This is a genomic window from Enterococcus sp. DIV1298c (assembly GCF_017316315.1).
Classification (GTDB): Bacteria; Bacillota; Bacilli; order Lactobacillales; family Enterococcaceae; genus Enterococcus_B; species Enterococcus_B mangumiae.
Window position 1 is genome coordinate 26566 of the sequence record NZ_JAFLWG010000044.1, and the last position, 25661, is coordinate 52226.

General features: G+C 39.1%; 24 protein-coding genes. 21 read left to right on the forward strand and 3 right to left on the reverse strand.

Features of this window, described 5'->3' with window-relative positions; genetic code table 11:
• Nucleotides 1-143 precede the first annotated feature (143 nt).
• The 12 genes from JZO83_RS10520 (at nucleotide 144) to JZO83_RS10575 (ending at nucleotide 13570) form a co-directional block, all read left to right on the forward strand.
• On the forward strand, nucleotides 144-1910 hold the full coding sequence (locus tag JZO83_RS10520) for a glycoside hydrolase family 13 protein (RefSeq protein WP_207115705.1): 1767 nt from the start codon (nucleotides 144-146) through the stop codon (nucleotides 1908-1910).
• A 99-nt stretch (nucleotides 1911-2009) separates the two neighbouring features.
• A complete protein-coding gene (locus JZO83_RS10525; protein ID WP_207115706.1) occupies nucleotides 2010-3269 on the forward strand; it encodes an extracellular solute-binding protein in 1260 nt (419 codons plus the stop codon).
• Nucleotides 3270-3418: 149 nt separating this feature from the next.
• On the forward strand, nucleotides 3419-4717 hold the full coding sequence (locus JZO83_RS10530; protein WP_206854197.1) for a sugar ABC transporter permease: 1299 nt from the start codon (nucleotides 3419-3421) through the stop codon (nucleotides 4715-4717).
• A gap of 2 nt (nucleotides 4718-4719) precedes the next feature.
• Nucleotides 4720-5571, forward strand: a complete 852-nt coding sequence (locus tag JZO83_RS10535; RefSeq protein ID WP_206854194.1) for a sugar ABC transporter permease — start codon at nucleotides 4720-4722, stop codon at nucleotides 5569-5571.
• 12 nt (nucleotides 5572-5583) lie between these two features.
• Nucleotides 5584-6405 carry a maltodextrose utilization protein MalA gene (locus JZO83_RS10540; RefSeq protein ID WP_207115707.1) on the forward strand — a complete coding sequence of 274 codons (822 nt, stop codon included), beginning with the start codon at nucleotides 5584-5586 and terminating at the stop codon, nucleotides 6403-6405.
• Nucleotides 6406-6580: 175 nt separating this feature from the next.
• On the forward strand, nucleotides 6581-7747 hold the full coding sequence (locus JZO83_RS10545) for a class I SAM-dependent methyltransferase (RefSeq protein WP_207115708.1): 1167 nt from the start codon (nucleotides 6581-6583) through the stop codon (nucleotides 7745-7747).
• Between the two features lie 182 nt (nucleotides 7748-7929).
• A complete protein-coding gene (locus JZO83_RS10550; protein WP_207115709.1) occupies nucleotides 7930-8583 on the forward strand; it encodes a PepSY domain-containing protein in 654 nt (217 codons plus the stop codon).
• 83 nt (nucleotides 8584-8666) lie between these two features.
• Nucleotides 8667-9608, forward strand: coding sequence for a dihydroorotate oxidase (locus tag JZO83_RS10555; protein WP_207115710.1), 942 nt, complete (start codon nucleotides 8667-8669; stop codon nucleotides 9606-9608).
• Between the two features lie 145 nt (nucleotides 9609-9753).
• Nucleotides 9754-11211, forward strand: coding sequence for an amidase (locus JZO83_RS10560; RefSeq protein ID WP_207115711.1), 1458 nt, complete (start codon nucleotides 9754-9756; stop codon nucleotides 11209-11211).
• A 177-nt stretch (nucleotides 11212-11388) separates the two neighbouring features.
• The gene (locus JZO83_RS10565) at nucleotides 11389-12078 is read left to right on the forward strand and encodes a hypothetical protein (RefSeq protein ID WP_206854176.1); all 690 of its coding nucleotides are present in this window, start codon (nucleotides 11389-11391) and stop codon (nucleotides 12076-12078) included.
• A gap of 7 nt (nucleotides 12079-12085) precedes the next feature.
• A complete protein-coding gene (locus JZO83_RS10570; RefSeq protein ID WP_206854174.1) occupies nucleotides 12086-13048 on the forward strand; it encodes a sce7725 family protein in 963 nt (320 codons plus the stop codon).
• A 15-nt stretch (nucleotides 13049-13063) separates the two neighbouring features.
• On the forward strand, nucleotides 13064-13570 hold the full coding sequence (locus JZO83_RS10575) for a GNAT family N-acetyltransferase (RefSeq protein ID WP_207115712.1): 507 nt from the start codon (nucleotides 13064-13066) through the stop codon (nucleotides 13568-13570).
• Between the two features lie 26 nt (nucleotides 13571-13596).
• On the opposite strand, the gene JZO83_RS10580 is transcribed toward JZO83_RS10575, so the two are convergent.
• The 3 genes from JZO83_RS10580 to JZO83_RS10590 form a co-directional block, all read right to left on the reverse strand.
• A complete protein-coding gene (locus JZO83_RS10580; protein ID WP_207115713.1) occupies nucleotides 13597-14157 on the reverse strand; it encodes a guanylate kinase in 561 nt (186 codons plus the stop codon).
• 167 nt (nucleotides 14158-14324) lie between these two features.
• Entirely contained in the window at nucleotides 14325-15506 is a 1182-nt protein-coding gene (locus JZO83_RS10585; RefSeq protein WP_206854169.1) for a nucleoside transporter C-terminal domain-containing protein, read from the reverse strand.
• A 284-nt stretch (nucleotides 15507-15790) separates the two neighbouring features.
• Nucleotides 15791-17293, reverse strand: coding sequence for a DUF1846 domain-containing protein (locus JZO83_RS10590; protein WP_207115714.1), 1503 nt, complete (start codon nucleotides 17291-17293; stop codon nucleotides 15791-15793).
• Between the two features lie 159 nt (nucleotides 17294-17452).
• Between JZO83_RS10590 and JZO83_RS10595 the strand changes: the two genes are divergently transcribed.
• The 9 genes from JZO83_RS10595 to JZO83_RS10635 all read left to right on the forward strand — a co-directional run bounded on the left by JZO83_RS10595 (nucleotide 17453) and on the right by JZO83_RS10635 (nucleotide 25518).
• Nucleotides 17453-17644 (forward strand): hypothetical protein, encoded by a 192-nt coding sequence (locus JZO83_RS10595; protein ID WP_010735437.1) that lies wholly within the window; start codon nucleotides 17453-17455, stop codon nucleotides 17642-17644.
• 193 nt (nucleotides 17645-17837) lie between these two features.
• Nucleotides 17838-18716, forward strand: coding sequence for a viral A-type inclusion protein (locus JZO83_RS10600; RefSeq protein WP_206854165.1), 879 nt, complete (start codon nucleotides 17838-17840; stop codon nucleotides 18714-18716).
• On the forward strand, nucleotides 18716-19792 hold the full coding sequence (locus tag JZO83_RS10605) for a hypothetical protein (protein WP_207115715.1): 1077 nt from the start codon (nucleotides 18716-18718) through the stop codon (nucleotides 19790-19792). The genes JZO83_RS10600 and JZO83_RS10605 overlap by 1 nt, the downstream gene beginning before the upstream one ends.
• A gap of 178 nt (nucleotides 19793-19970) precedes the next feature.
• Nucleotides 19971-20363 (forward strand): DUF4430 domain-containing protein, encoded by a 393-nt coding sequence (locus JZO83_RS10610; protein ID WP_242542601.1) that lies wholly within the window; start codon nucleotides 19971-19973, stop codon nucleotides 20361-20363.
• Nucleotides 20364-20391: 28 nt separating this feature from the next.
• On the forward strand, nucleotides 20392-21360 hold the full coding sequence (locus JZO83_RS10615; RefSeq protein WP_207115717.1) for a cation diffusion facilitator family transporter: 969 nt from the start codon (nucleotides 20392-20394) through the stop codon (nucleotides 21358-21360).
• A 245-nt stretch (nucleotides 21361-21605) separates the two neighbouring features.
• Nucleotides 21606-22385, forward strand: coding sequence for an AzlC family ABC transporter permease (locus tag JZO83_RS10620; RefSeq protein WP_206854156.1), 780 nt, complete (start codon nucleotides 21606-21608; stop codon nucleotides 22383-22385).
• A complete protein-coding gene (locus JZO83_RS10625) occupies nucleotides 22378-22695 on the forward strand; it encodes an AzlD domain-containing protein (protein ID WP_207115718.1) in 318 nt (105 codons plus the stop codon). Before JZO83_RS10620 ends, JZO83_RS10625 begins: the two co-directional genes overlap by 8 nt.
• A 129-nt stretch (nucleotides 22696-22824) precedes the next feature.
• Nucleotides 22825-24417, forward strand: coding sequence for an oligosaccharide flippase family protein (locus JZO83_RS10630; RefSeq protein WP_206854150.1), 1593 nt, complete (start codon nucleotides 22825-22827; stop codon nucleotides 24415-24417).
• Nucleotides 24418-24669: 252 nt separating this feature from the next.
• Nucleotides 24670-25518: a DegV family protein gene (locus JZO83_RS10635; protein ID WP_207115720.1), complete on the forward strand. Its 849-nt coding sequence runs from the start codon at nucleotides 24670-24672 to the stop codon at nucleotides 25516-25518.
• Nucleotides 25519-25661: the final 143 nt, after the last annotated feature.

Consider the following 25661-nt stretch of genomic DNA (forward strand, 5'->3'; position numbering starts at 1 on the left):
ACACCCGTTTACGAGGTGATGTTTCTTCATCTTCTTTTTTTAACCAAAAATCTTGTTACCGATAACATAAATGTAAGCGTTGTCTTTCGGTGATTTATCTTTTATAGTTGTTTTTGTTAACTGAAAGACAAGGGAGGAGTAACATGAATACTGCATCAATTTATCATCGACCAGAAAGTGAATTTGCCTATTTATATAGCGACACGACTATGCGGATTCGCCTACGTACCAGTAAAGACGATGTCAAACAGGTCTATGTGATCAGCGGTGATCCGTATACGATTTTTTCAAAAAATTGGTATTTAGAAGAAGTTCCCATGAAAAAAGGGCTTAGTACACTTCTTCATGATTATTGGGAAATCGAGTTGACGAGTGATACTAGAAGATTACAATACGGATTCCATATCGTCGGAATCGATGGAATGGACTGTTTTTACGGAGATCAAGGGATATTTCCTTATCAAGAGGAAACATTGGCAAACGCAAACTACTATTTCCGTATGCCATATTTCCAACAAATCGATCGCTTCATGGTTCCTGAATGGGCAAAACAAACGATTTGGTACCAAATATTTCCTGAACGGTTTGCCAATGGCGATCCTGCAAATGATCCTAAAGATACGTTGCCTTGGGGAAGTAAAGATCCAGATCGCGAAGATTTCTTTGGTGGCGATCTTCAAGGGGTGATCGATCATCTCGACTATTTAGCCGACCTAGGAATCACAGGGATATACTTCTGTCCTGTTTTTGAAGCAACATCTAATCACAAATACGATACGATCGATTATTATGCGGTCGATCCACAGTTTGGCGATAAAGAACTTTTAAAAGAGTTGATCACAAAAGCACACGAAAAAGGAATCCGCATCATGTTGGATGCTGTTTTCAATCATATGGGCAGCCATTCACCACAATGGCAAGATGTGATCGAACATGGGGAAGAATCACGCTACAAAGACTGGTTCCATATCCATTCCTTCCCAGTAGATTCTTATGAACTGACTGATGTTCCTGATACAGCTGAAAACTTAGCGTATGATACTTTCGCTTTTACGCCATTTATGCCAAAACTCAATACAGCGAATCAAGAAGTCCAAGAGTACCTATTGGATATTGCTACGTATTGGGTCAAGGAATTTGATATCGATGGCTGGCGATTAGATGTTGCCAATGAGGTCGACCATCATTTTTGGAAAAAATTCAGAGAAGCAGTTACCTCAATCAAACCAGATATCTATATCTTAGGTGAGATCTGGCATTCTTCTCAAGCTTGGTTACAAGGAGATGAATTCCATGCGGTGATGAATTACGCCTTTATGGATTCCATCAAAGATTATTTTGTCCATAAAAAAATCACGCCAACGCAAATGGTCAGCGGCATGAACCATCAGCAAATGCTTTATCGCGACCAAGTCAATGAAGGAACATTCAACCTTTTGGATTCCCACGATACAGCAAGAATCTTGACCTTGTGTAAAGAGGACAAAGAGTTGATGAAATCCGTTTTAGCCTTTATGTTCTTACAAAAAGGGGCACCTTGTATCTACTACGGAACTGAAATTGGTATGACTGGTCATGATGATCCAGATTGCCGAAAATGTATGATTTGGGAAAAAGATCAACAAGATCTTGAACTAAAAGGATTCGTGAAAGAATTGATCTGTGTACGGAAACAGATTCAAGAAATATTGATTCAAGGAGACATGACTTGGCAATCAGTCGATGATAAAAATGAACAGCTTTATTTAACTCGTCATTTCAATCAGCAAACGATCCATGCTTACTTCAATCAAGGGACGGAAGCATACATGGTCGATTTGGAAAATGATGTGTTGTTCAATCAAAATTGCGACATCTTAAAAGATGGCAAAGCAGAAATCCACCCGAATGGATTTTTGATCCTTTGTTAACTTGTTATCGGTAACATAGAGAAAGCGTTTGCAAATAGAACTTTTATCGACTTATAATCAAATTGTAAAGAGTAACAGAATAGAATCGGAGGAAAGAAAATGAGTAAACAGTTGCTTAAAAAATTAGGGTTAGGTGCTTTATCTTTAGGTTTTATCGGTGGACTTGCTGCATGTGGCAATGGCGGATCATCCACTAGCTCAAGCGAAGAAGATAGCAAAACATTGACGATTTCAGTTGATGCCGGTTATACAGACTATGTCAATGAAATCAAAACAAAATTTGAAGAAGACAACGATGTAGAAATCAAATTAGTCGAAAAAGACATGTTTGAACAATTGGAATCGCTTGCGCTTGATGGCCCCGCTGGAAAAGCGCCAGATGTTATGATGGCTGCTTATGACCGTATCGGTGCATTAGGTCAACAAGGGCACTTGGCAGAAGTTCAATTGGGTAATGAAGCAGATTACGATGATACAGATAAAGCGCAAGTGACTTTTGAAGATAAAATCTACGGCGCACCGGCTGTAATTGAAACCTTGCTTTTATACTATAACAAAGATTTAGTTGATACAGCACCAACAACTTTCGAAGATTTGGAAGCGTTAGCAAAAGATGAACGCTTTAATTTTGAATCAGAAGAAGGTAAAAATACTGGTTTCTTAGCAAAATGGACTGATTTTTATTATTCATATGGTTTGATTTCAGGTTACGGCGGTTATGTCTTCGGTGAAGATGGAACAGACCCATCTGAAATTGGTTTGAACAATGCAGGGGCGGTTGAAGGAATCACTTATGCAACAGATTGGTTCCAAAACGTTTGGCCTAAAGGAATGCAAGATATCAAGAGTGCTGGCGACTTTGTCAACCAACAGTTCATGTCAAATAAGGCAGCAGCAATCATCGATGGTCCATGGCAAGCGCAAACATACCAAGAAAATGACATCAATTATGGCGTATCAAAAATTCCAACATTGAATAATGGTGAACCTTATCAACCATTTGGTGGGGGTAAAGGTTGGGTCGTAAGTAACTACTCTAAGAATAAAGAAGTTGCTCAAAAATGGTTAGACTATGTGACTAATACTGAAAACCAAGAAAAATTCTTTGAAATGGTCAACGAAGTACCAGCAAACCAAACCGCGCGTGAAACAGCAAAAGGAACAAATGACGAGTTGACTACTGCAGTGATCGAACAATACGAAACAGCACAAGCAATGCCAAACATCCCAGAAATGGCAGAAGTTTGGACAGGTGCCGAAAACTTGATGTTCGATGCAGGTTCAGGTAGAAAAACACCGAAAGAATCTGCGGATGATGCGGTGAAAACGATCAGTGAAGCAATCGAGCAAAAATACTAATTAAATCATAACGATCATCAAAAAGGTTGGAGCTGTGAAGGAAATTGCTTCTCAGCTCCATGTTTTACCTTTGTTGAAAGAGGAAATTTTTACAAAAAGGGGCGCTTCAATACTTAGCACCTGTTTAAGTAACAAGAGGGGGGAACACCATGCAACAAGAAGATACAGCTGTCAACGTCAAAGGTACGATGCTCCGTTCCATCATTCCAGGACTAGGTCAATTTGCAAATGGGCAAACGTTCAAAGGGATCATCTTTTTAGCACTATTTATCGGATTTATCATTCAAATGGTTTTAGGCGGTTTTCAATCCTTAGTTGGGTTAGTGACATTAGGTAGCGTGCCAATGGAAGACCATTCATTATTTATTTTGATCCAAGGAACTTTGCAATTGATTTTGACTGCTTTGTTTTTACTTTTTTATTTCATTAATATTTTAGACGCAAAGCGTGTCGCAATTATGAGAAAAGAAGGGAAAAAGATCAATCGGACAATGAAGGAAGTCATACATAATGTAGGTGATGAAGGCTTTCCTTATCTCTTGACACTTCCAGCATATTTACTGATGATCTTCACAATCATCTTCCCAGTTTTAGTGACATTATTTACTGCATTTACAAACTACGATTTCAAACACATTCCACCAGCAAGCTTGATCGACTGGGTAGGTGCCGAAAACTTTTTCAGTATTTTCTTCTTGAGTTCTTATCGTAATACGTTTGTAGCGGTTTTCTCTTGGACAGTTATCTGGACACTTTGTGCGACTACTCTACAAATCACGCTGGGAGTATTCACAGCAGTGATCGCCCATCAGAAATTCATCAAGTTCAAGCGTATTTTTGGTATCATTTTCCTTTTACCATGGGCAGTTCCAGCATTTATCACAATCATGAGTTTTTCGAATATTTTCAATGACAGTGTTGGAGCAATCAACACACAAGTCATCCCATTCTTGAATAATCTCCCATTTGTTGACATTGCTTCTGTTCCTTGGAAGACTGATCCGAATTGGACAAAAGTTGCGATCATCTTGATCCAAGGTTGGTTAGGTTTCCCATATATCTATGTGATGGTCACAGGGATCTTACAATCGATTTCGGAAGATCTGTACGAAGCAGCGAAAATCGATGGTGCGAATGCCTGGCAGCGTTTCTCAAGCATTACACTTCCAGCGATTTTTCTTGTCGCAGCACCAACGTTCATCACACAATATACAGGGAATTTCAACAATTTCTCCATGATTTATCTCTTCAATAATGGTGGACCAGGAAGTGTCGGTGGTGGCGCAGGCTCAACGGATATTTTGATTTCATGGATCTATAAATTGACCACAGGGACGTCTCCGCAATATTCGATGGCCTCAGCTATCACTTTGATCATTTCAATGATCGTGATTGCCGTTTCTCTGTTGGTATTCAAGAAAACTAATGCGTTCAAAATGGAGGACTAGTCATGAAAAAATTTAGTACAAGTGCTAAGTTCCAACGGAGACTTTCGCATTTTTTCACTTATGTATTTTTGATCCTATTATCGATCATTATCATCTATCCGTTACTGATCACGGCAAGTACTGCCTTCAAATCAGGAAATATCGCAGCCTTTAGTTTAGATCTAACCGGCGATTGGACGTTGGATAACTTTTCTCGATTATTCAACGAAACACTTTATGGTACTTGGTATAAGAACACCTTGATCATTTCTGTGTTGACAATGGTCATTCAAGTAACGGTCGTCACACTTGCCGGCTACACGTATAGTCGTTACCGTTTCATCGGACGAAAATCGAGCTTGATGTTCTTTCTAGTGATCCAAATGGTGCCAACAATGGCAGCATTGACCGCCTTTTACGTGATGGCCTTTCTACTAGGTGCCTTAGACCGTTATTGGTTCTTGACGATGATTTATATCGGTGGCGGGATCCCGATGAATACATGGTTAATGAAAGGGTACTTCGATACAGTACCAATCGATTTAGATGAATCAGCCAAACTAGATGGTGCTGGTCATTTTAGGATTTTCGGGCAGATCGTCTTGCCATTAGTGAAGCCAATGATCGCCGTTCAAGCGCTTTGGGCATTCATGGGACCATTCGGTGACTTCATGTTGGCACGTTTCCTCCTTCGTACACCAGAAAACCAAACAGTTGCTGTTGGGTTGCAAACGTTTATCTCTGATGTGACCAACCAACGTGTTTCACTGTTTGCGGCAGGAGCGATTTTGATTGCTGTTCCAATTTGTTTATTGTTCTTCTTTTTACAAAAAAACTTTGTGACCGGACTGACATCAGGCGGTACCAAAGGTTAGGAGTCGTTTGCTATGGATAAATTTCCACTCAATTACTTTTCAAGCTTAAGAAGTCCAAAACAGTTGTTTTTAGGCAGAAAACAGCTCACTTGGCCAAAATTTATCGTGATCTTCCTGTTTTTGATTTCTTTTATGGTCATGCCGGTCACTTTATTTTATGCGAATCAAGTCTCTGCGATCCCGATGGAACAATTTTTATCGGTGAATACATTGATTGACCAAGAAGGCGTTGACCGTTTGCGAGAGCTTCAACTGTCGAATGGGCAATTATCTGCCGAATCAGAGATCATCAGCGTGACGAATGATGCCATCATCGGCACAGCGTTGACTGCTAAAGAAACGGCAGAAAGAGGAGCGTCGATCAACTTTGAAGATACCCGTTGGACGATCCGTCAAGAAGAGGACGGGCGAACAAGAGAATATTCCATGTCGTATCCTTCCTCATTTGATTTCGCAAGAATCACGAGTCCACAAGAGTTTGAACAGTTTTTAGAGAATGAATTTTATGCGAGCAATCGTCCGATGATCATTTTATCTTATAGCTTGACCTTAGGTATTCTATTGTTTATCATGACCGCCTTGATTTTGTTCGGCGCGGCCTTCTTCTTATGGCTAACAAGAAAAAGTAAATTTTCTTCTATTAGTACCTTCAAAGAGAGTGCAAATCTAATGTTGAATGTTTTAGGTGTGAGTTCAATCATTGCTGGCTTGGTCGGTTTCATTCATTTTGACTTTATATGGATGATGGGGATCCAGTCGACAGTAGCAGTTCTCTTGTTACTATGGATCTTTGCTAAAACAGGATTCAAAGATTCGAAAGCGATCCAAGTATGATCGAATAAAAAATGAAGAATGTAAATGGCTTAAACAGAGATGTTGGGGCCGTTACATTCTTCTTTTTTGTTTCTGAAATTTTCAAAAAGCTTTTATTTATTACATGTAATCTGTTGATTCTTTGACAAAATAGGTATAACGTAATAGTGTACTTTTTGTTTTTAGGAGGATCATTATGTTAGAAAAAACAATCTATCATCAACTATTTTCACACTCTTTTTCACTTCCAGTAGAAGTCGTGTATTGGGATGGAACAACGAAACAGTATGGAGATACCGATAACCCTCCACAAATCAAAATCACTTTCAATGAAGAAATCCCAATCAAAGAGTTGACTAAAAATGCCTCACTTTCTTTAGGTGAAGCATATATGGATCAACGAATCGAAATCGAAGGCAACATCCAAGCCTTGATCAACGATGCCTATCAACATGCGGATAGTTTCTTGCGGAGCAAAGATTATCTGAAATGGCTGCCTAAAAAAGAAAAACACACGAAGCAACAAAATAAAGCGGACATCCACGCCCACTATGATCTGGGCAATGATTTCTATCGGTTATGGCTTGATCCAACATTGACGTATTCGTGTGCTTATTTCAATACACCGGAAGATAGCCTTGAACAAGCGCAAATCAATAAGGTGCATCATATTTTAGATAAGTTATTCCTCAAAGAAGGGGAAACGCTGTTGGACATTGGTTGTGGTTGGGGAACATTGCTATTTACTGCTGCAAAAGAATACCATGTCAAAGCAACAGGCATTACATTAAGCGAAGAGCAATACAACTTTATTACCAATAAGATCAAAGAAGAGCACCTAGAAGACCAATGTCGTGTTTTTCTAATGGATTATCGTGACATGAAAGAGGAGACATTTGATCATATCACGAGTGTCGGGATGTTTGAACATGTCGGATCAGATAATCTGCCAGAATATTTCAAAGTAGTCAAAGATCTGTTAAAACCGAAAGGAACTGCCTTGATCCACGGAATCAGCCGACAACAAGGTGGCGCAACGAATGCTTGGATCAATAAATATATTTTCCCAGGAGGATATGTGCCTGGTGTAGCGGAATTGATCGAGGATATCACGGAAAATGATTTACAAGTGATCGATCTTGAAAGTTTACGTCGTGACTATCAGTGGACTTTACAACATTGGACGAAAAATTTCCATGACGTACAGCAACAAGTGACAGAAGAAATGGGCGAGCGTTTCTATCGCATGTGGGATCTTTACTTACAAGCATGTGCCGCATCATTTGAATCAAGTAACATCGATGTGATCCAATACTTGTTAGTTCATCCTGGAAACAATGAGATGCCAATGCATCGAAATTAACCAAGCAGTATGTTGTTTTTTTATATAAAAGTGAAGAACTTGTTTTTACGATGATAAGTAAAAACAGGTTCTTTTTTTGATAGAAAATCAGACTGGAGACTGATTTTCTAGGGTATTGGCTGACAGTATCTACTCTTTTAGGTATACTGATTAGTAGTTACCAAATAAAAAGGAGAATCGTTATGAAATCAAAAGTTATTTTTACAGGTTTATTTTCTTTACTATTTTTGGCAGGCTGCCAACAGAACCAAACAACTACACCAACAAGTACGACTACCCAAACTTCAGAAACAACAGTTGTTTCTTCTACAAACAAGTCAGAAAACAGTTCAACAGCTAACTCAGTGACTAGCTCAAGTGAGGCTTCTTCTTCACAATCTACAAATCCAGAGATCAAAGTTTCTGTAGAACGAGCAATCGAGTTATTCCAAAATAAATACCCTGACGCAGCAGTTACTAGTTTAGAATTAGACAGTGATTGGGGCAGCTATTTCTACAAAATCGAAGGTGTCGATGACGAAAACGAATATTCAGTAAGGATCAATGCAAACGATGAACAACTTGATGCAGAAAATCCAGAAAGATTAGATCGTGACGAGCAAAATGGTCAGAAAAAATCTGAAGATGCTTTAGATGTAAGTAACCTGATCTCAATTGAAGAAGCCGGAAAAATCGCAGTTGAAAAAGTTGGCGGAGGCACAGCGACAGATTGGGACCTTGATAAAGAGCTAGGAACTACTTATTGGGATGTAAAAGTCAAAAATGGCAACCAAACGACAAATGTAAAAATCAATAGTCAAACAGGAGAAATTTTGTCTACTGAAATCGATGATTAAGCTTCATTTGAAAAATTTTTTATTGATTTTGTTCGCTTAAATGATACACTAGAAAAAACGCTTTATTAAAAGGAGAGAAAAACTTGAGCTTAACGACTACTTTCTTAAATCATTCTTTTGAAAATCCCTTAATGAACGCTTCTGGTGTCCATTGCATGACTACAACAGAGCTAGATGAACTTGCGCAATCAAGTGCAGGTGCTTTTATCACTAAAAGTTGTACGATCAATGAGCGAGCTGGCAATCCTGAACCACGCTATTATGATGTGCCACTTGGTAGTATCAACTCGATGGGCTTACCAAACTTAGGTTTTTCTTATTATTTAGATTATGCACTGGCTTATGAAAAAGAACACGACGAAGAACAACCATTGTTTTTCTCGATTGCTGGTATGAGTGCAGAAGAAAATTTGGAGATGTTGAAGCTGATCGAAGAAAGTGATTATCAAGGAATCACTGAGTTGAATCTTTCATGCCCGAACGTTCCTGGAAAACCACAATTAGCGTATGATTTCGAGGCAACTGCGACTTTATTGAAAGAAGTCTTTCAGGTTTTCTCAAAACCATTGGGAATCAAACTACCTCCTTATTTTGATTTTGCACACTTTGATCAAATGGCGGAGATCTTGAACCAATATCCGATCGCTTATGTCAATTCGATCAACAGTGTTGGGAATGGTCTTTATATCGATACGGATACTGAGACAGTTGTTATCAAACCAAAAGATGGGTTTGGTGGATTAGGTGGCGAGTATATCAAACCGACAGCATTAGCAAATGTACGTGCGTTTTACACACGCTTAAAACCAGAAATCAAAATCATCGGTACCGGTGGTATTCGCAATGGACAAGATGCATTTGAACATTTGTTGTGTGGTGCAAGTATGCTACAGATCGGAACAGAACTTCACAAAGAAGGTGTTGCTATTTTCGACCGTATCACAAAAGAACTGGAAGCGATCATGGCTGACAAAGGCTATCGTTCAATCGATGAATTTCGTGGAAAATTACGTTCGATGTCGTAATCTCTCTTTTATCCATAGAACAAGACAAACACTTGGAGCAGTCATTTGCTTCAAGTGTTTTTTCTATCATAGGAATAAAATAAGCGTAAACATTGTTGCTTTTTCCAGCATATGAGAAAATAGCAACAAAAGAGGAGGAGACGACATGAAAGATGCGACGTATCTTGCGAATGGTTTAAAAACAAAGCAATTCAGCTCAGAAGAACTTTATCAAGAAACAAAGAAAAAAATCGAAAAACTCAATCCAGAGATCCATGCGTTCGTCACAGAGGAATCAAGCGAAGCCCAAACAAATAAGGCGCATGTGCAAGGAGACAATCATTCGTTACTCTCTGGCGTACCTTTTCCATTGAAAATGCTAGGACAGGAAAAAAAAGGCTGGTTGGCAACTTCTGGTTCACGGATTTTTGAACAGCATCGAGCATCAAAAAACTCGAATTATGTCCAAGCAGTAGAAAAGGCCGGTTTAGTACCTTTTGGGCAAACCAATGCACCAGAGTTTGGCTTTAAAAACATCACTGATCCACAGTTATACGGTCCGGCACGGAATCCTTGGAATCTTGATTATTCTCCGGGAGGATCAAGTGGTGGGGCGGCGGCAGCGGTTGCCGCAGGAATCGTGCCAATGGCTGGGGCAAGTGACGGTGGCGGATCGATTCGTATCCCTGCCTCATTTACTGGCTTGATTGGCTTGAAGCCATCAAGAGGAACGATGCCTGTGGGGCCAAATGCTTGGCGTGGTTGGCAAGGAGCGGCAATCGATTTCGGACTTACTGTGTCGATGAGAGACACGAAAGCGTTGTTCCAAGCTTTAAAAGGAACAAACAGTGGTGCACCTTATCAAGTAGCACCCGCATTTTGGCAACAACACTCTGTGAAAAAACGGTTGAAAATCGCGGTCTGTGTTGATTCTCCAATCGGCACGAAGGTGAGTGAAGAAGCGCAGCATGCTGTTCGAAAAGCGATGGTGTTTCTTGAACAAGCAGGACATGAGATCGTTGAAATGCCTTATCCTTTAGATGGGCACACATTGATCAATTCGTATTACCAAATGAATGGTGCTGAAACAGCCGCAATGATTGAATCGATTGAAAAAGGCTTGCAACGAGGAGTTGAAACTAACGAGCTTGAACCGATCTCATGGACACTATGGCAGTATGGCAAGAAACTTTCCGCAGCAGACTATGTCCATTCATTACACGTATGGGATCATGCAGCTGTTACCATGGAGACTTTATTCGAAACCTTTGATTTGTTCCTTTCACCAACTACCGCGGATACTGCACCGAAAGTCGACGCTGATTTGCAAAGTGACTCGATACGTCAACAGATGGCTGAGATGCCACATCTATCCGCAGACGCAGGGTTAGCAGTCGTTTCTGAGATGTTCGAGGAGAGCTTGACGATCACACCTTATACGCAGTTAGCAAATCTGACAGGGCAACCAGCAATCAGTTTACCGACGCATCTCAGTGCAAAAGGGTTACCGCTTGGCATTCAGTTTATGGCTGCCAGAGGAAGAGAAGATCTACTGTTCCAGGTTGGTGAATTATTTGAACAAAACGGCTTATTTCATCTGCCAGTTGGAATAGAGAATGAATAAGGGATTACTTAGAAGAAAAAACGAAAAATGTGACATTTGATCTGCATTTTTCGTTTTTTCTATGTGGTTATCGGATTGGGAAATAGTAAGGATGAGTAAAAAATAAAAATGACAGTTGGATTTTTCCGCTTTTTCAGGTAAAATGAAAAGGCGAAAGTATGTTCGGAGGTGGAGCTGATGAAAACTCCTTTAACGATCGAGCTTGAATCATCGTTGTATCATTATTGTATCGAACAAGGAGGAATCGTTGTCGAGGAAGTAACGATGCCTGATGATCATGGAATCGTTGACACATTAAGTTGTCTGACAAAATTTGATGGAACAAGAGAATGGCGCTGTTACGAGCTAAAAGTCACAAAAGCAGACTTTCGGTCAACCGCTAAACTATCTTTTGTCGGTCATTATAATTATTTTGTTTTACCTAGAAAGTTATATGAAGAAGTCCAAGGCGAGATCCCCCCAGAGATCGGTGTATTAGTTTATCGTTCTTATGCAGTAGAAGAGGAGATGCCGGTTCCTGGAACCTTTGTCATTGCCAAAAAAGCGATGCGTCGAGAACTAGGAGTAGCTGAAGACGCATTGACCAATCGCTTTATGGCCTCTTTATTCAGGGAAGTCAGAAAAGCAAAACAGATGGAGCGTGGGGTAAAATACTTCCCATCAGAACAGTTATACAAAGAACTGAAAAAACGTTCTGAAACGCAAGATCCATTCTCAAAAGAGCGCTACTATGAACGCTTTATCGAAGAAATCGAAAACCAAGCAATCAATGACTTACAAGAAGAAAATCGTGCCTTGCAACAAGAACAGGAATGGTTGCGCCAACAACGCCATATTCGACGCCTGCCAACTGAACCATTGGAGTGAACAATCTATGTATTATCCTTATTTACGTGGCAAACAATTCGATTTACTAGCTTTGAAGGAAAGCTTGAATCGAGGTCTATTGTCCTCTCAAGTCCAACCAATCATTGAGCCAGTACGTGATTCCGCGACATTAAAAAATATCATCGAATTGTTTCAAAAAAAGAATCATCCATTGATCGTGATCAAAAATCCTCAAGTGGGGCAGTTCAAATTATTTGAACAACACATCCACACGTGGGCAGTCAGTGAGAATAGCTCGTTAGCACAGGCAGAGATCATTACACCAAGTAATTATGAACAAGTGATCGAAACACCACCGCCGTTTATTATTTTTGATGGCCAACATCAGCCAAGAGAGGTGGCTATTTGGCAAGATTTAATCGCGACAAACGCAACTTTTTTCATTCCTGATTCCAGTCGCTTGCGTATGCAGTTGCCTGAAAATAAGATCATTGTCCGCGACCAATTCCAAACGAGACGTCATGTAGAATCTTATGCAGAAAAAAATGATGATTTCTTCAGTGACGATCATCTTTTCTATCAAATCGATGGTTACAACGGTTTTTCTGATTTTACGATTGAAGGAAGCCGCTATTTTGATAAAGGTTTTCCAAGTCGAGCGCTTGCCTTGCACCTTACATATGTGGATGCTTATGGAAATCTTCGAATCAAACACTTTGTTTCAGATAGCAATGATTCTGCGAAAGATCAGGCGTTGAAATTTATAGAAGCAGCAAATAAAATGTATGGTTGGTTGATGAAGAACCATCAACAAATTTTTATTACCGAAGGATTACTTGAATTAGTCAGTCTTTATCGACAACAAAAATTTCCTGGCTTAGGTGTCTTGAAAAAGTGGACTCTGATGCATCACCTCGAATTAGTCAGTCAGTTATTGGAACATCCGACAGACTGGCTGCGTAGTGGTTCAAGGGTAGATAAGTTATATGAACTGATCACGACTCAATAAAAAAGGAGCGAATATATGTACCTTAGAAAAACAACACCAAATGACTTACCTAGAGTCATGGAAATCATTGATCAAGCAGCAGCATATCTTGCTGAACAAAGGTTGCCTCAGTGGCAAGGGGAGCAAAAACCCTCAGAAAAACAAATAAACAAGGATATCGAACGACAAGAAAGCTATGTCTTGATTGATGAAGGAGTCATCGTTGGGACTGCCTCGCTTGTTGCCGGCATTGATCCAGTATATACCGCAATCGACGGAAAGTGGGAAGGCGAAGGTGAGTATCTCTCGATTCATCGAGTCGCTCTTAATCAAAAAATCAGAGGGAAAAAGATAGGGAAACAGTTATTAGAACATTTGTTGACGGTCGCCGCCTATCAAGGAGTTACCGACGTTCGAATCGATACCTTTCCGACGAACCAACCAATGGAACGAACGATCTATTCCGCCGGATTCAGTTATTGTGGAATGATCGAGTTTCCATTTACACATGGCGAACGAAAAGCGTATCAAAAACGTTTATGAATAGTTAAAAAAAGCAAACCACCTGTTTAGCGATGTTCCGCTTCTCGGATGGCTTGCTTTAAATTTTTTGCCTCGATCAACAAACTTTGATCATTTTCAAAAATAATCAATGTAGGGACGTTTTTCAATTTTTCCAGTTCTCTTTGGTCTTTTTCAAAAAGAGTTAAACGTTGTTGGATTTTATCTGGTGCATCCCCACGTAAACGAAGGCGTTCGCTTAACACTTTTTTTGACACCGTGATAAATATCGGCTGGATACAATCACCGAATGTTTCATACAAGTACCAAAAGCCTGAAGCGGTAAGGATCGTGTAACAATCACCGCGTGCAAGAAATGCTAAGATCTCTTGTTTGCTGGAGCCGTAATAATGATCGGCGTACTGATCCCATTCGGCAAATTCTTGACGTTTGATCATCTGTTCGAATGTTTCTTTAGAAACAAAATGGTAGTCGATTTGATCTTGTTCATTTACACGAGGTGGGCGAGTCGTATAAGTAATGATTTTTTGTTGATGAGAAAACACGGCTTCTGCCAAACTCGTCTTCCCGGAACCAGAAGGCCCGATAAATACATAACATTTGTTCATACGTCATTTTCCTTTCTAAAAGTTTAAATGAACGGCTAATGATAGAACGAATATATACCGAAAAGTTAAAACCTGATCATCTAAATAAAAAAACTTAACTAATCCAACAGAAAATCTGTCCAAATCAGCTAAGTTCAGTATACTTGAAGCTTTATTTAATTGAAAGTTTATACGAGAATACCTGTAACGATCGCACTTAAAAAGCTAACCAATGAGGCAGTGAACAAGATTTTCAACCCATGTTTTGCCACTAAATTTCCTTTTTCTTCATTCAATCCTTTCATTGCTCCTGAAATGATCCCAATTGAAGAGAAGTTAGCAAATGAAACTAAAAAGACAGATAGAATAGCAGTTGTTCGTTCAGTAAACTCGAATGTACCGGTTGATAATTCGGTCATCGCCACAAATTCATTGGTCACTAATTTAGTTGCCATGATACTACCGGCATCAACTGCTTCATTCCAAGGAATCCCACTGATAAAGGCAAAAGGTGCAAAAATATAACCTAAGATTTGTTGGAATGTGATCCCAAAAATACCATTGAACAACGCGTTGATCATCGCAATCAATGCAACGAAACCAATCAACATCGCTGCGACAGTGATCGCCACATGGAAACCGTCTAAAATATATTCACCTAGCATTTGGAAAAATGTTTGCTCTTTGTCTTCTTCAATCACTAGTTCATCTTCTGTTTCATCCAATTCATAAGGATTCACGATCGATGCAAGGATATACCCACCGAAAAGATTCAATACTAACGCAGTGATGACATATTTTGAATCGATCAGTGCCATATAAGAACCAACGATCGACATCGAAACCGTCGACATGGCAGAAACACTCATTGAGAATAACCGTTTTTCTGTTAAGAAAGGTAATTCTTTTTTGATCGAGATGAAAACTTCAGATTGCCCAAGGATAGCTGAAGCAACACCATTATAGGATTCTAATTTTCCCATGCCATTGATTTTACTCAAGCCTAATCCAACAGCTTTCATAAATAGCGGGAGGATTTTGATATAACGTAAAATCCCAATAATTGCAGAAATAAAGACGATCGGCATCAACACATTCAAGAAGAAGGGGAAGCTACCAGCGTTTGCTACGCCACCGAATACAAAATCAACACCTTCTCCAGCAAATGCCAATAAATGGTCAAATAGTTTTGCCAACATTGAGACAACTGCTGTACCAAAAGTCGTTCGCAATAAAACAAAACCAAACACAAATTGTAAAACAAGCATGATGACTAACGGTTTGCGTTTAATGGCTTTTCGATCACTACTAACCAAAATCGCCAATCCAAAAATAAAAAGTAAACCAATAATTCCAATAAACTGACTCACAAAAAATCACTCCTTACCAAATTCCGTTTAATTCTACATGTTATTTTTATAGAATACGAATCTTTTGAGCGAAATTTCATGAGATTTTTAGACTAAAGCGTATACATAAATAACGAATATAATATAACGTAATAGAATTGAGAATCGTATGAATTATAAATCAAAGGAAAGTATAAAAATCACTGGTTTTTATCCAATCAAAAGCTTCTTTATTGCTGAAAAAGGCAACTAAAAAGCGAGTCGAAATCTTTTAAAAGTGATTTTCAACTCGCTTTCCGAATTTTTTATTGATAATACAAGTTTTCTGAAGGGTAAACTGGTGCACTCGTGATATCGATACCTAATTGTTTAAGATTTTGTTCATCGTTCTTATTGATCATCACGGTTGAATGTGCTTGAGCGCCTTCAAGTTCTGCTAGTTTTTCATAAGCAACTTGGGCGATTGGATTGGTGACTGCACTGATCGATAAAGCAATCAATACTTCATTGAGATTCAGCGTATCGACAGAAGAATGTAATGCTTTACTCTTTAGTCCTTGGATCGTTTCTAAGACGAGGGGTGACAACAATGGGATCTCGTCTGAGATATGCGCTAAATATTTGATGGCGTTCAACACAACCGCAGCAGAAGCATCCATCAATTGGCTAGTTCGACCAGTTAAGATCACTTGGTCTGGAAGTTCGATAGCAATAACAGCCATCGGTTCTGTACTAGCAGCTTGACTCGTTTTAGCATATTCATGGGCAGGAGTTACGACTTTGCGATCTTCTGGACGCAAACCGACTTCTTCCATGATCAATTTGATGCGATTCACTGCATCTTCATCCGTCAATCCTTTTTTAAAGTCACAAGCTGTTTGGAAATAGCGTCTGATGATTTCTTGTTTTGATGCTTCTTGAATGACTTCATCATCAATAATGCCAAAACCTACACGGTTGACACCCATGTCGGTAGGCGATTGATAGACTGATTCTTTGCCAGTGATTTTTTCGATGATCCGCTTGATGACTGGGAAAGTCTCCACGTCACGATTATAGTTGACCGCTACTTTGTTGTAGGCATCAAAATGAAAAGAATCGATCATATTGACGTCTTTTAAATCGACGGTTGCTGCTTCATAGGCAATATTCAATGGATGTTTCAATGGGACATTCCATACTGGGAAAGTCTCAAATTTAGAATAACCCGCCGCATTGCCTTTTTGGCTTTCGTGATACAGTTGATTCAAGCAAGTGGCTAATTTCCCACTACCTGGTCCAGGCGCTGTCACAACGACGATCGGTTTTGTTGTTTCAATGTATTCGTTCTTCCCAAAACCATCTTCTGACACGATTTTTTCGACATTGATTGGATAATCCTCGATCTCAGCGTGTTTATATACTTTGATATTACGGCGTTCTAACTTATTGATGAAGACTTTTGTTGCCGGCTGTCCGTTGTAACGAGTGATCACCACGCTATTGATCGATAGACCATATCCACGTAATTCGTCGATCAAACGCAAGATATCCATATCATAAGTAATGCCATAATCGCCACGAATCTTATTCCGTTCAATATCACCTGCATACACACAAATCAAAATCTCAGCTTGATCACGTAATTTTTGCAACAATTTGATTTTTGCATCTTCTTCAAATCCGGGCAAGACACGTTTTGCATGCTTGTCATCGACTAATTTTCCACCGAATTCCAGATACAACTTATCATAATGATGGACACGTTCAAGGATATACGCAGATTGCTCTTCAATATACTTCTCTGAGTCAAAACCAATTTTTTTCACTTGTTTCCCTCCTTAGCTACTCTCGCATTTTTTCATTTTTTAGAGGTTTCGTCAACTATCAATTGAGTATGTAAAGAAATTTCAAAGAAAAAACAGAAGAATCATGCTTGTCTAAGAAGTCATTCATTGGTATGATAGGTTTGATAAGGAAGGTGTCCCATGAAAAAAAGACAAAAAAAGAAAAACGCGTACAAACAGTATATACGCTCGATTTTTACAGGCTATGAGCATATGCTAGAAGATAGCGAACTGAATGAATTGAAGTTTTCTTATTTAAACGAAGAAACATTGCTCACAAGAGATGAGAACCAACGCATCCATTTCACTACTAGAGATTTACCCAAAAAATAATGCTAAGAGCGGGGAATCGACGTCCCGCTCTTTTATATTTTTTGAATCTCCAGTTCAACCCGTAAAAAGTAATTTTTATTGTAAGTCAGCGCATACTTAGTAACACTTTTTACTTAGAAAATGATACTATTGAATTACATAGAATAATTGATGAAAATTGATGCGTTCAAAAGCATGAGGAGGCAAGTAAGCTATGATAGACCCAGAGATGAATGAACACCATGATGAAAATGAATATGAGGAAGCATCTTCGTTTTACGATATCAAAGAAAAAGCGAGTATGAATCTTTCTCAATTATTAGAAGATCTGCAAGCTTTTGAACAAGCAGTCCGCGAAGAAAACATTCCCGCGATCTATCAGTTATACAATGGACGTTTGAATGATGAGCTTAAAAAGAGCTCGAATGAAAATCATGAGATCGATCAGCTGTTGATGCGCAAGATCCATGACCGTTTCTTGCAAGAGTTTCCTTTTATGGTGCACACAGAGACTATTTCACCAACGATGAGTTATTACCAGATCGGGACGTATTATCATGAACGTCCAACAATCGGGATTGACGCTAGTTTACCTGAGATCTTTGTGTTGCCACAAATCGATGAGGAATGGGAAAAATATGCAACGAAAGAAACGCTTGATTACGATAAACAAATCAATGAGTTAGAGGCAAAAGTAATCACTGCGAAAACTGAGATCGATCGTTTGGATGATGCTATCAAAGAAATCGACCGTCAGATCACAGATTTAGATGATACAAAGGGCTTTTTGAATCGTAAAAAAATAGACGAAGAGATCCAGGCTTTGGAACAAAAAAAACAAGCCTTAGAAAATGAAAAATTAGGATGGCTTCCGTATATCGAAGAGCCAGAAAAAATCCAAGAACAAAAGCAATCATTATTACATGAAGAAAAAGCGGACCAATTACGTGCCGCAATCGTTGAAAAAGAACAACGACAAATAAAAAAATACTTTGGTGAAATGGAAGGTTTCAGACAGTCGATCCATCGTTTCTTGATGTCGTACCTTGGCAGTGAAAACCCTGAATTAGTCGAAGAGGGAGGGGACGAGTGATGACAAAACAAGAAGAATTAGAAAACCAAGTGCTAACACCTGAAGAGCATGGAACAAGCGAACCATTAGCAGAAATCCAAGTCAATGAAGAAGAAATAGACAATGAGGTAATGGAAACACGCGAAGAAGCAAAAATCCATGAAAAAGAAAAAATCGTCCCGAACGCAACGAACCAATCGGGCAATGATCGCTCAACGGTCGAACATGCAGTCAATGAAAACCAAGCATATCTTTCGGGTAAGCAAAATGATCATGAAGACATCGTTAATTTGATTGCAGCAGCAGAAGAAGAGCTGGCTGATCTACGTCTACGTAAATACTTGATCGAAGCGGACTTTAATGAATTATTAGTCGCTTATCATCGCTACGTCTTAGAAGATACACCGATCTCTACGATTGCTAAGACGAGTTTGGTCGAATACTTTGCTTACGAATTATTAAAACCATTGAATGATACTGGCTTGGAATTATCTAAACAAGCATACGATGTCTGGGAAACTAGATATTTTTCGATCAATTATAGTTTGACTCCGCAAAAAGAGTTGATGTTCTCCTTTGTGTTACCTACGATTGATCAACGGTACCAGGTAGAATCCATCAATTTGATGCGAGTTTCCCCAGAACACATGACGATCGAGATCGATGATGACCGAGTATTGGCATTGATCCGTCATTGGTCGGTCGAGCGCGTGTTTTCAGCGAGCCAGATCACGATTTTCAACCACAAGCTGAACCAATTGTTTGCCTATGCGCGCAAACTCGGCTTTACAGTAGATCAAACACTATTAGACAATACAAAACCACTACGATTAGATATTGCCAGCAAGTTCCCAGCTACGCAAGAAGTGTTAGACGATATTTTTATCGTTGCCATGAAAAATCCGCAATATGATATGGAAAAATTAGATAGCACGACTTATAAAGTGTTACTTGATAAAGGACAGTCACTCCAAATTTCACTTAACGATCAAACACAGACAGACTTAGCGATTTCTTCCGGTGACTATCATCGTTCAGTGATCGATTTCTTCATCAATTACGAGTTTTTAGTTCCCTTGATGGTACGCAAAACTTGATAGTATTTTTTACACTTGTTGATCAATGAAAGAGGTTGTGACGGAAGTAGTCAGCCGAAATAAGCCGGAACAGCCAAAATTGTTTTTAACAGTTGCGGCTGTTGCGGCTTGTCTATTTTTATTTGGAGAGCTTCATCGATTATGGATGACAAACTTTTCTATGAAAAGGGGGGACAAAATGAAAAAGATAGGAACTAGTCTTATTATTTTTGCGACGATGCTATTATTCATTAGTGGTTGTGCGGATCAAACATCCAAACCAACAGATCAACAAACTTCATCACTCGTTAAAGACGAACAAGCAACGATCACTTTACAAGAAGATGGGGAAGATAAACTGATAAAAAAAGTCATTTTCAAAACTGGACAAAACTTATTAGCAGTACTTGAAGAAAACTTTACAGTGGAAGAAGATATGGGCTTTATCACTTCGATCAATGGCCATCAACAAAATGAGAAAGAAAAAAGATATTGGATGTTCTCTGTAGATGGTAAAAATACTAGGGTAGGTGCCAAAGAAACCATTTTGAAAGATGAGCAAACCGTTATCTTCAATCTAGATACTCTTTGATATTTTTTAAGTGAAGGGATGAAAAATCATGGAAAATTTAAAGAAAAGCGGCATGTTTTCAGTACTTGCTGCGTTGGGTGCCAATCTTTTAGTTGCACTTAGCAAGTTCGTCGGTTATGCCATCAGTGGTAGTGCGGCAATGTTGAATGAAAGTATCCATAGTATTGTTGACTGTAGCAATCAAGTACTGCTTTTAGTGGGCGATAAACGAGCAAATCGTGGCCAGAGTGACTTGCATCAATTTGGCGAAGGACGCGCAAAATACTTTTTCAGTACGATCGTGGCTATGATGTTGTTTTTCGGTGGGGGCGCACTTGGTGTGATGGAAGCTTTCGAAAAGCTGACACACCCCGCCCACGAAGTTGGTAATCCTTGGATCGTTATTCTGATCCTCTTATTTGGTTTAGCAGTAGAAGGCAGTTCGTTACGTATCGCCATGAAAGAGATCCGTGAATTAAACACTGAAAATCTTTCAACGATGCGTTTTTTGCGAGAAAGTCGCCACAGCGAGATCTTAGTGATTTTCACAGAAGACCTGTGTGCAGTGATCGGTCTTGTTTTAGCATTAGTTGGTACAGTATTGACGATGGTGACAGGGATTGCTGCTTTTGATGCGATCAGTGGTCTATTGATCGGCTTTTTATTGATGGGTGCTGCGATTTTCTTGGCAAAAGAATTTTATAGTCTGATCATTGGCGAAAGTGTGACCGCCTCAGATTTGAAAAAAATCAGACTTGCTTTTGAGCGAAGTGAAGTCAATCGAGTCATCGATATCAAAACCGTCCATTTAGGGCCAACCGAAATTTTGGTCGCCGCTAAAATCGATCTTCAAGAGACAGAATACCAAACACATCTGATCATCAATGACATCGAACGGACGATTCGTGAACAATTGAATGATAAAAAAATCTATATTTATATCGAAACGGACAAATATGATCCAAATTATTCTAACATCCCAAGAACGCAAACGAATCACACAGGGACACTCGAATAAATTATAAAAACCTGTGTTATTTTTAACTTTAAAATGATTGTTTGTTAAAAAAAAAATACCTTATACTCACTTAAAATCATCGAAAAAGCAGGGGGAATCCTCTTTTTTGATGATTTTCTTTCATTTTTCTCCCTAAAAATGAGAAAAATATTATGTTGTTTTTCGTTAAAACGGCTACATTTTTATTTATTTGTGTTACAATAAGTCCGCTATTTATTTGTTGTAAATTGAAGGAGATATCGTTAATGAATAAACAGAAACGGGCGCCTTGGCAGCAGTCGTTACATGCGGCATTGCCACTTTGCCTCAGTTATATCCCAGTTGGATTAGCTTGTGGGGTCTTACTACAACAAGTTGGTTTTGATCCACTCTTGGCAGGTTTATTATCCATCTTAGTATTTTCTGGCGGCGCACAATTCTTGGTTGCTTCAATGTTGGCTACACAAGCGCCTCTTTCAACCACACTCTTGATGGTTTTTTTCTTAGAACTACGGTATATTTTGCTAGGATCGAGTCTTTCAGGCTTTATGAAGAAAGAAAAGCGTTCCTTTTTAGCTGTGTTTTCTCAATCATTGAATGATGAAAACTATGCAGTCAATTATCTAAAATATTCAACTGATCCCACTTGGGACAAAAGAAAAGCCTTATATGTCAATTGGTTTTCGATGGGCGCATGGTCGATCAGTAACATGGTCGGAAATCTTTTTGGATCCGTGATTCGGGTGGATACAGACTTGGTCCACTTTGCCTTAACTGCCATGTTTATTTTTATGTTCGTCATGCAAATGAAAAATGCCTTGTTGATTTTCACTGGACTCTTTTCGGGTATATTAAGTGTCATTTTTATGGTTTTATTCCAAAATACTTTTGGGTTGATCGTCGCGACACTGATTGCTTCCTCTGCTGGTTTTGCAGTCGAGCGCGCCTTTAAGAAAGAAAGAGAAAAGAAATCTAGTAAAAAGGAACAGGCTTTGAATGAACCATTGTTCCATTTCCCAGAACAGGAGGTCCAACATCATGACTGAATGGTACTTGTTGTTACTGGTTCTCGGCTTATTTGTCGTTGCCTATATTCCACGAGTTTTTCCAATGCTTTATTTCACACACCGGAAAGTGCCTACATGGTTTAGTGAGTGGATGAAGTATGTGCCAGTCGCTTTATTTGCGGCTTTAGCTTTCAAGGATGTGTTTATCACTCACGAACATTTAGATATCGCTTGGAATATCAAAATCGCAGCTATGATACTGGTCGTAGGTGTAGCCTATAAGACACGCTCAATGGCTTTATCTGTCATCACTGGTCTAGCTTCTGTGTTTTTATTGTCAATGTTATAGAATTTCTTAAGCTTCTCAAAAAAATGGAGAAGCTTATTTTTTTGTTTTCATCAACGAGTTGTCCTTCAAGTTTTTTTTGTTATAATAGGGAAGATGTTTATTCTAAATAGAAATAGTTGAGGTACAGGTATGAATAAGAAATTGATGCAAGGGACATTTTGGCTGACCTTTGCCAATCTACTCTGTAAAGTTTTAGGTGTCGTTTATTTGATTCCTTGGTTAAGTATGATGGGGAACAATCAAGACGGCATGTTAGCAACAACTTTATATAACGTGGGCTATTTACCTTATGGCCTTTTCCTAATGTTAGGTACTGTTGGGTTTCCAAATGCGATTGCAAAGAAAGTCGCTGTGGCAACAAAAAATGACGACGAACAAGCGTGTCGTATCATTTTTCGCAGTACGATCAACATCATGTTCGTGATCGGGATCCTCTCTGCGATCTTGATGTATTTGTTTGCGCCAGCTTTGGCAAAAATCAGTCCCATCTCGAATGTGGATAATGGGATCTTAGCAATCCGTAGTTTATGTCCTTCTTTAGTCGCCATTCCGATTTTAAGTGCGATGCGAGGCTACTTCCAAGGGAAAAACCATCTGCGTCCTTATGGTACTTCATTGATCATCGAGCAAGTGATCCGTGTGATCGTCATCTTAGCTGGTACGTATTATTTACGCGTGCTGACAGATGGGACGATCGTACAAGCGGTCTTGATCAGTACAGTTGCTTCATTCTTTGGAGGACTTGCTGCTATTGGTCATATGTTTGTTGTCGGACGACAAAACGATTATTTCCGATTAAAGGATTTTTGGATCTCTAGTCGCTATTTCCAAAAAGACAATCGGTCAGCGTCTGTTTCGATCATTCGAGAAACGTTACCGTTTATCTATGTCGGTTCTGTGATCACGATCGTCCAAATGATCGATCAAGTCACGATGAAACCTTTCTTACATCTTTTCAGACCAGAGATTGCGGATCAACAACTTGAATTTTTGTTCAGTCGTGCATCGGTCAATCCAAATAAGTTGACCTTGATCTTGATTTCAATGGTCGGAACAGTCGCAATCAGTAGTTTACCGATCCTAAGTACTTTAGGAAAAAAAGACCGTCTCCAAATTGAAAAAACAGTAGGGGACAGCTTCTCGATTGCTTTGCTGATCTTGTTACCTTCACTCGCAGGGATGTCATTATTGGCAGGTCCATTATATACATTGTTCTTTGGCTATGATCCAGAGAGTGTGGGCTACTTCCAAATGGCGCTATTGGCTTCCTTATTCTTCTCGTTGTTTACGATCTTATCAACGATGCTTCAATCATTGAATCATCATTTGGTCGCAATCAAACTGACGACAGAAGCGATTATCTTAAAAGTAGTCTTCCAAGCAATCGGGCTAGCTTTGTTCGGCGGATATGGCATGAGTTTGTCAAATACATTGGCTTTCGCTTTTGTATTTGTTCGTGGGTATCTTTATTTATCAAAAGAATACCGCATCTCACCATTTGCCAAGATCAGTCAATTTTTCTTGAAGACGTTCCGTTCGACTATGGTGATGTTACTCCTTTGTTGCGTTCTTTTCTTTGTGTTGAGTCTGTCATTATCCATGACTTCAAAAGCGCACGCAGTCGTTTATTGTGTCGTGATCGGCGGCTTTGGCGGTTTGACATTCTTGTTTGCACAATTTGGTAGAAATGCTATGCAAATGGTCAAAAGCTTCAAACGGTAATATATGATTTTAACAAGCACCATTCAATCGATCAATCATCAATATTCCAATAATAAGTCAGGACGTAAGAAAAGATATTTCTAGTCCTGGCTTTTATTTCTTTTAGAAGAGGATGAAAGGTTCAAATCTTTGCATTTTGATAAAAAACATGGGTTCCTTTTTCTATAATCCGGACAAAGGTTCAAATATTTTCTTACTTATGATATAGTATTAAAGACTGGTAAAATTCTTTGAAACGAGGAACTTAAATAAATGAAATTAGCAATCGTAACTGACAGTACAGCTTTCCTGCCAACACGTATCAAGAACCATCCTGACTTATATGTGATCCCCATCCCTGTGATCTTAGATGGCAAGATCTATAACGAAGGCATTGACATTGAAGCAGACGAATATTACGGGCTGTTGAAAAACAGTAAAGATTTCCCTACGACTTCCCAACCTGCAGTAGGTGAAGTTCTAGCACTTTATGAAGAACTAAAGGAAAAAGGATACGATACGATCTTAAGTATCCACTTATCAAGTGGGATCTCTGGGTTCGTCAATACGCTATTTGCGATGAAAGACGACGTCAAAGATATGACGATTGTTCCTTATGATTCTAAAATCACTAGTATGCCCATGGGCCATATGGTAGAATCTGCTTTAGACTTAAATGATAAAGGTTATTCACTTGAAGCTATTTTAGCGTATGTCGATCGAATCAGAGACAATACATATGCCTATTTGATCGTAGATGACTTGAACAACCTTGTCCGTGGTGGACGCTTGACGAATGGCGCGGCACTTATCGGTGGCTTATTGAAAATCAAACCGATCTTGACTTTCTCAGATGGAAAAATCATTTTATTCGAGAAAATCCGTTCCAGCAAAAAAGCTTTTGCACGTGCGGAACAAATCATTGGTAAACGAAATGAAGAGATCAAACCACCGGTCAAATTATATGTGATCCATGCGAATAATCTTGAAGTTGCAGAAGAAGAAAAAGCAAAATTACAAAAACAATATCCGCAAGCAGAAATCGAGATTGGCCACTTTGGTCCTGTTATCGGTAGCCATTTAGGTGAAAAAGCGATCGGTATTGCGATTTCCGCGCAATGATTCTGCCAAAACAAATAATGATAGTAAAGAACAGTTTGAGCACATGTTGCTTAAACTGTTTTTTTGCATTTATAACTGATTTAACTTATACTGGCGTTAAATATCTAGTAATTTACTAAATTACTAAACGACTAAAAAGGAGT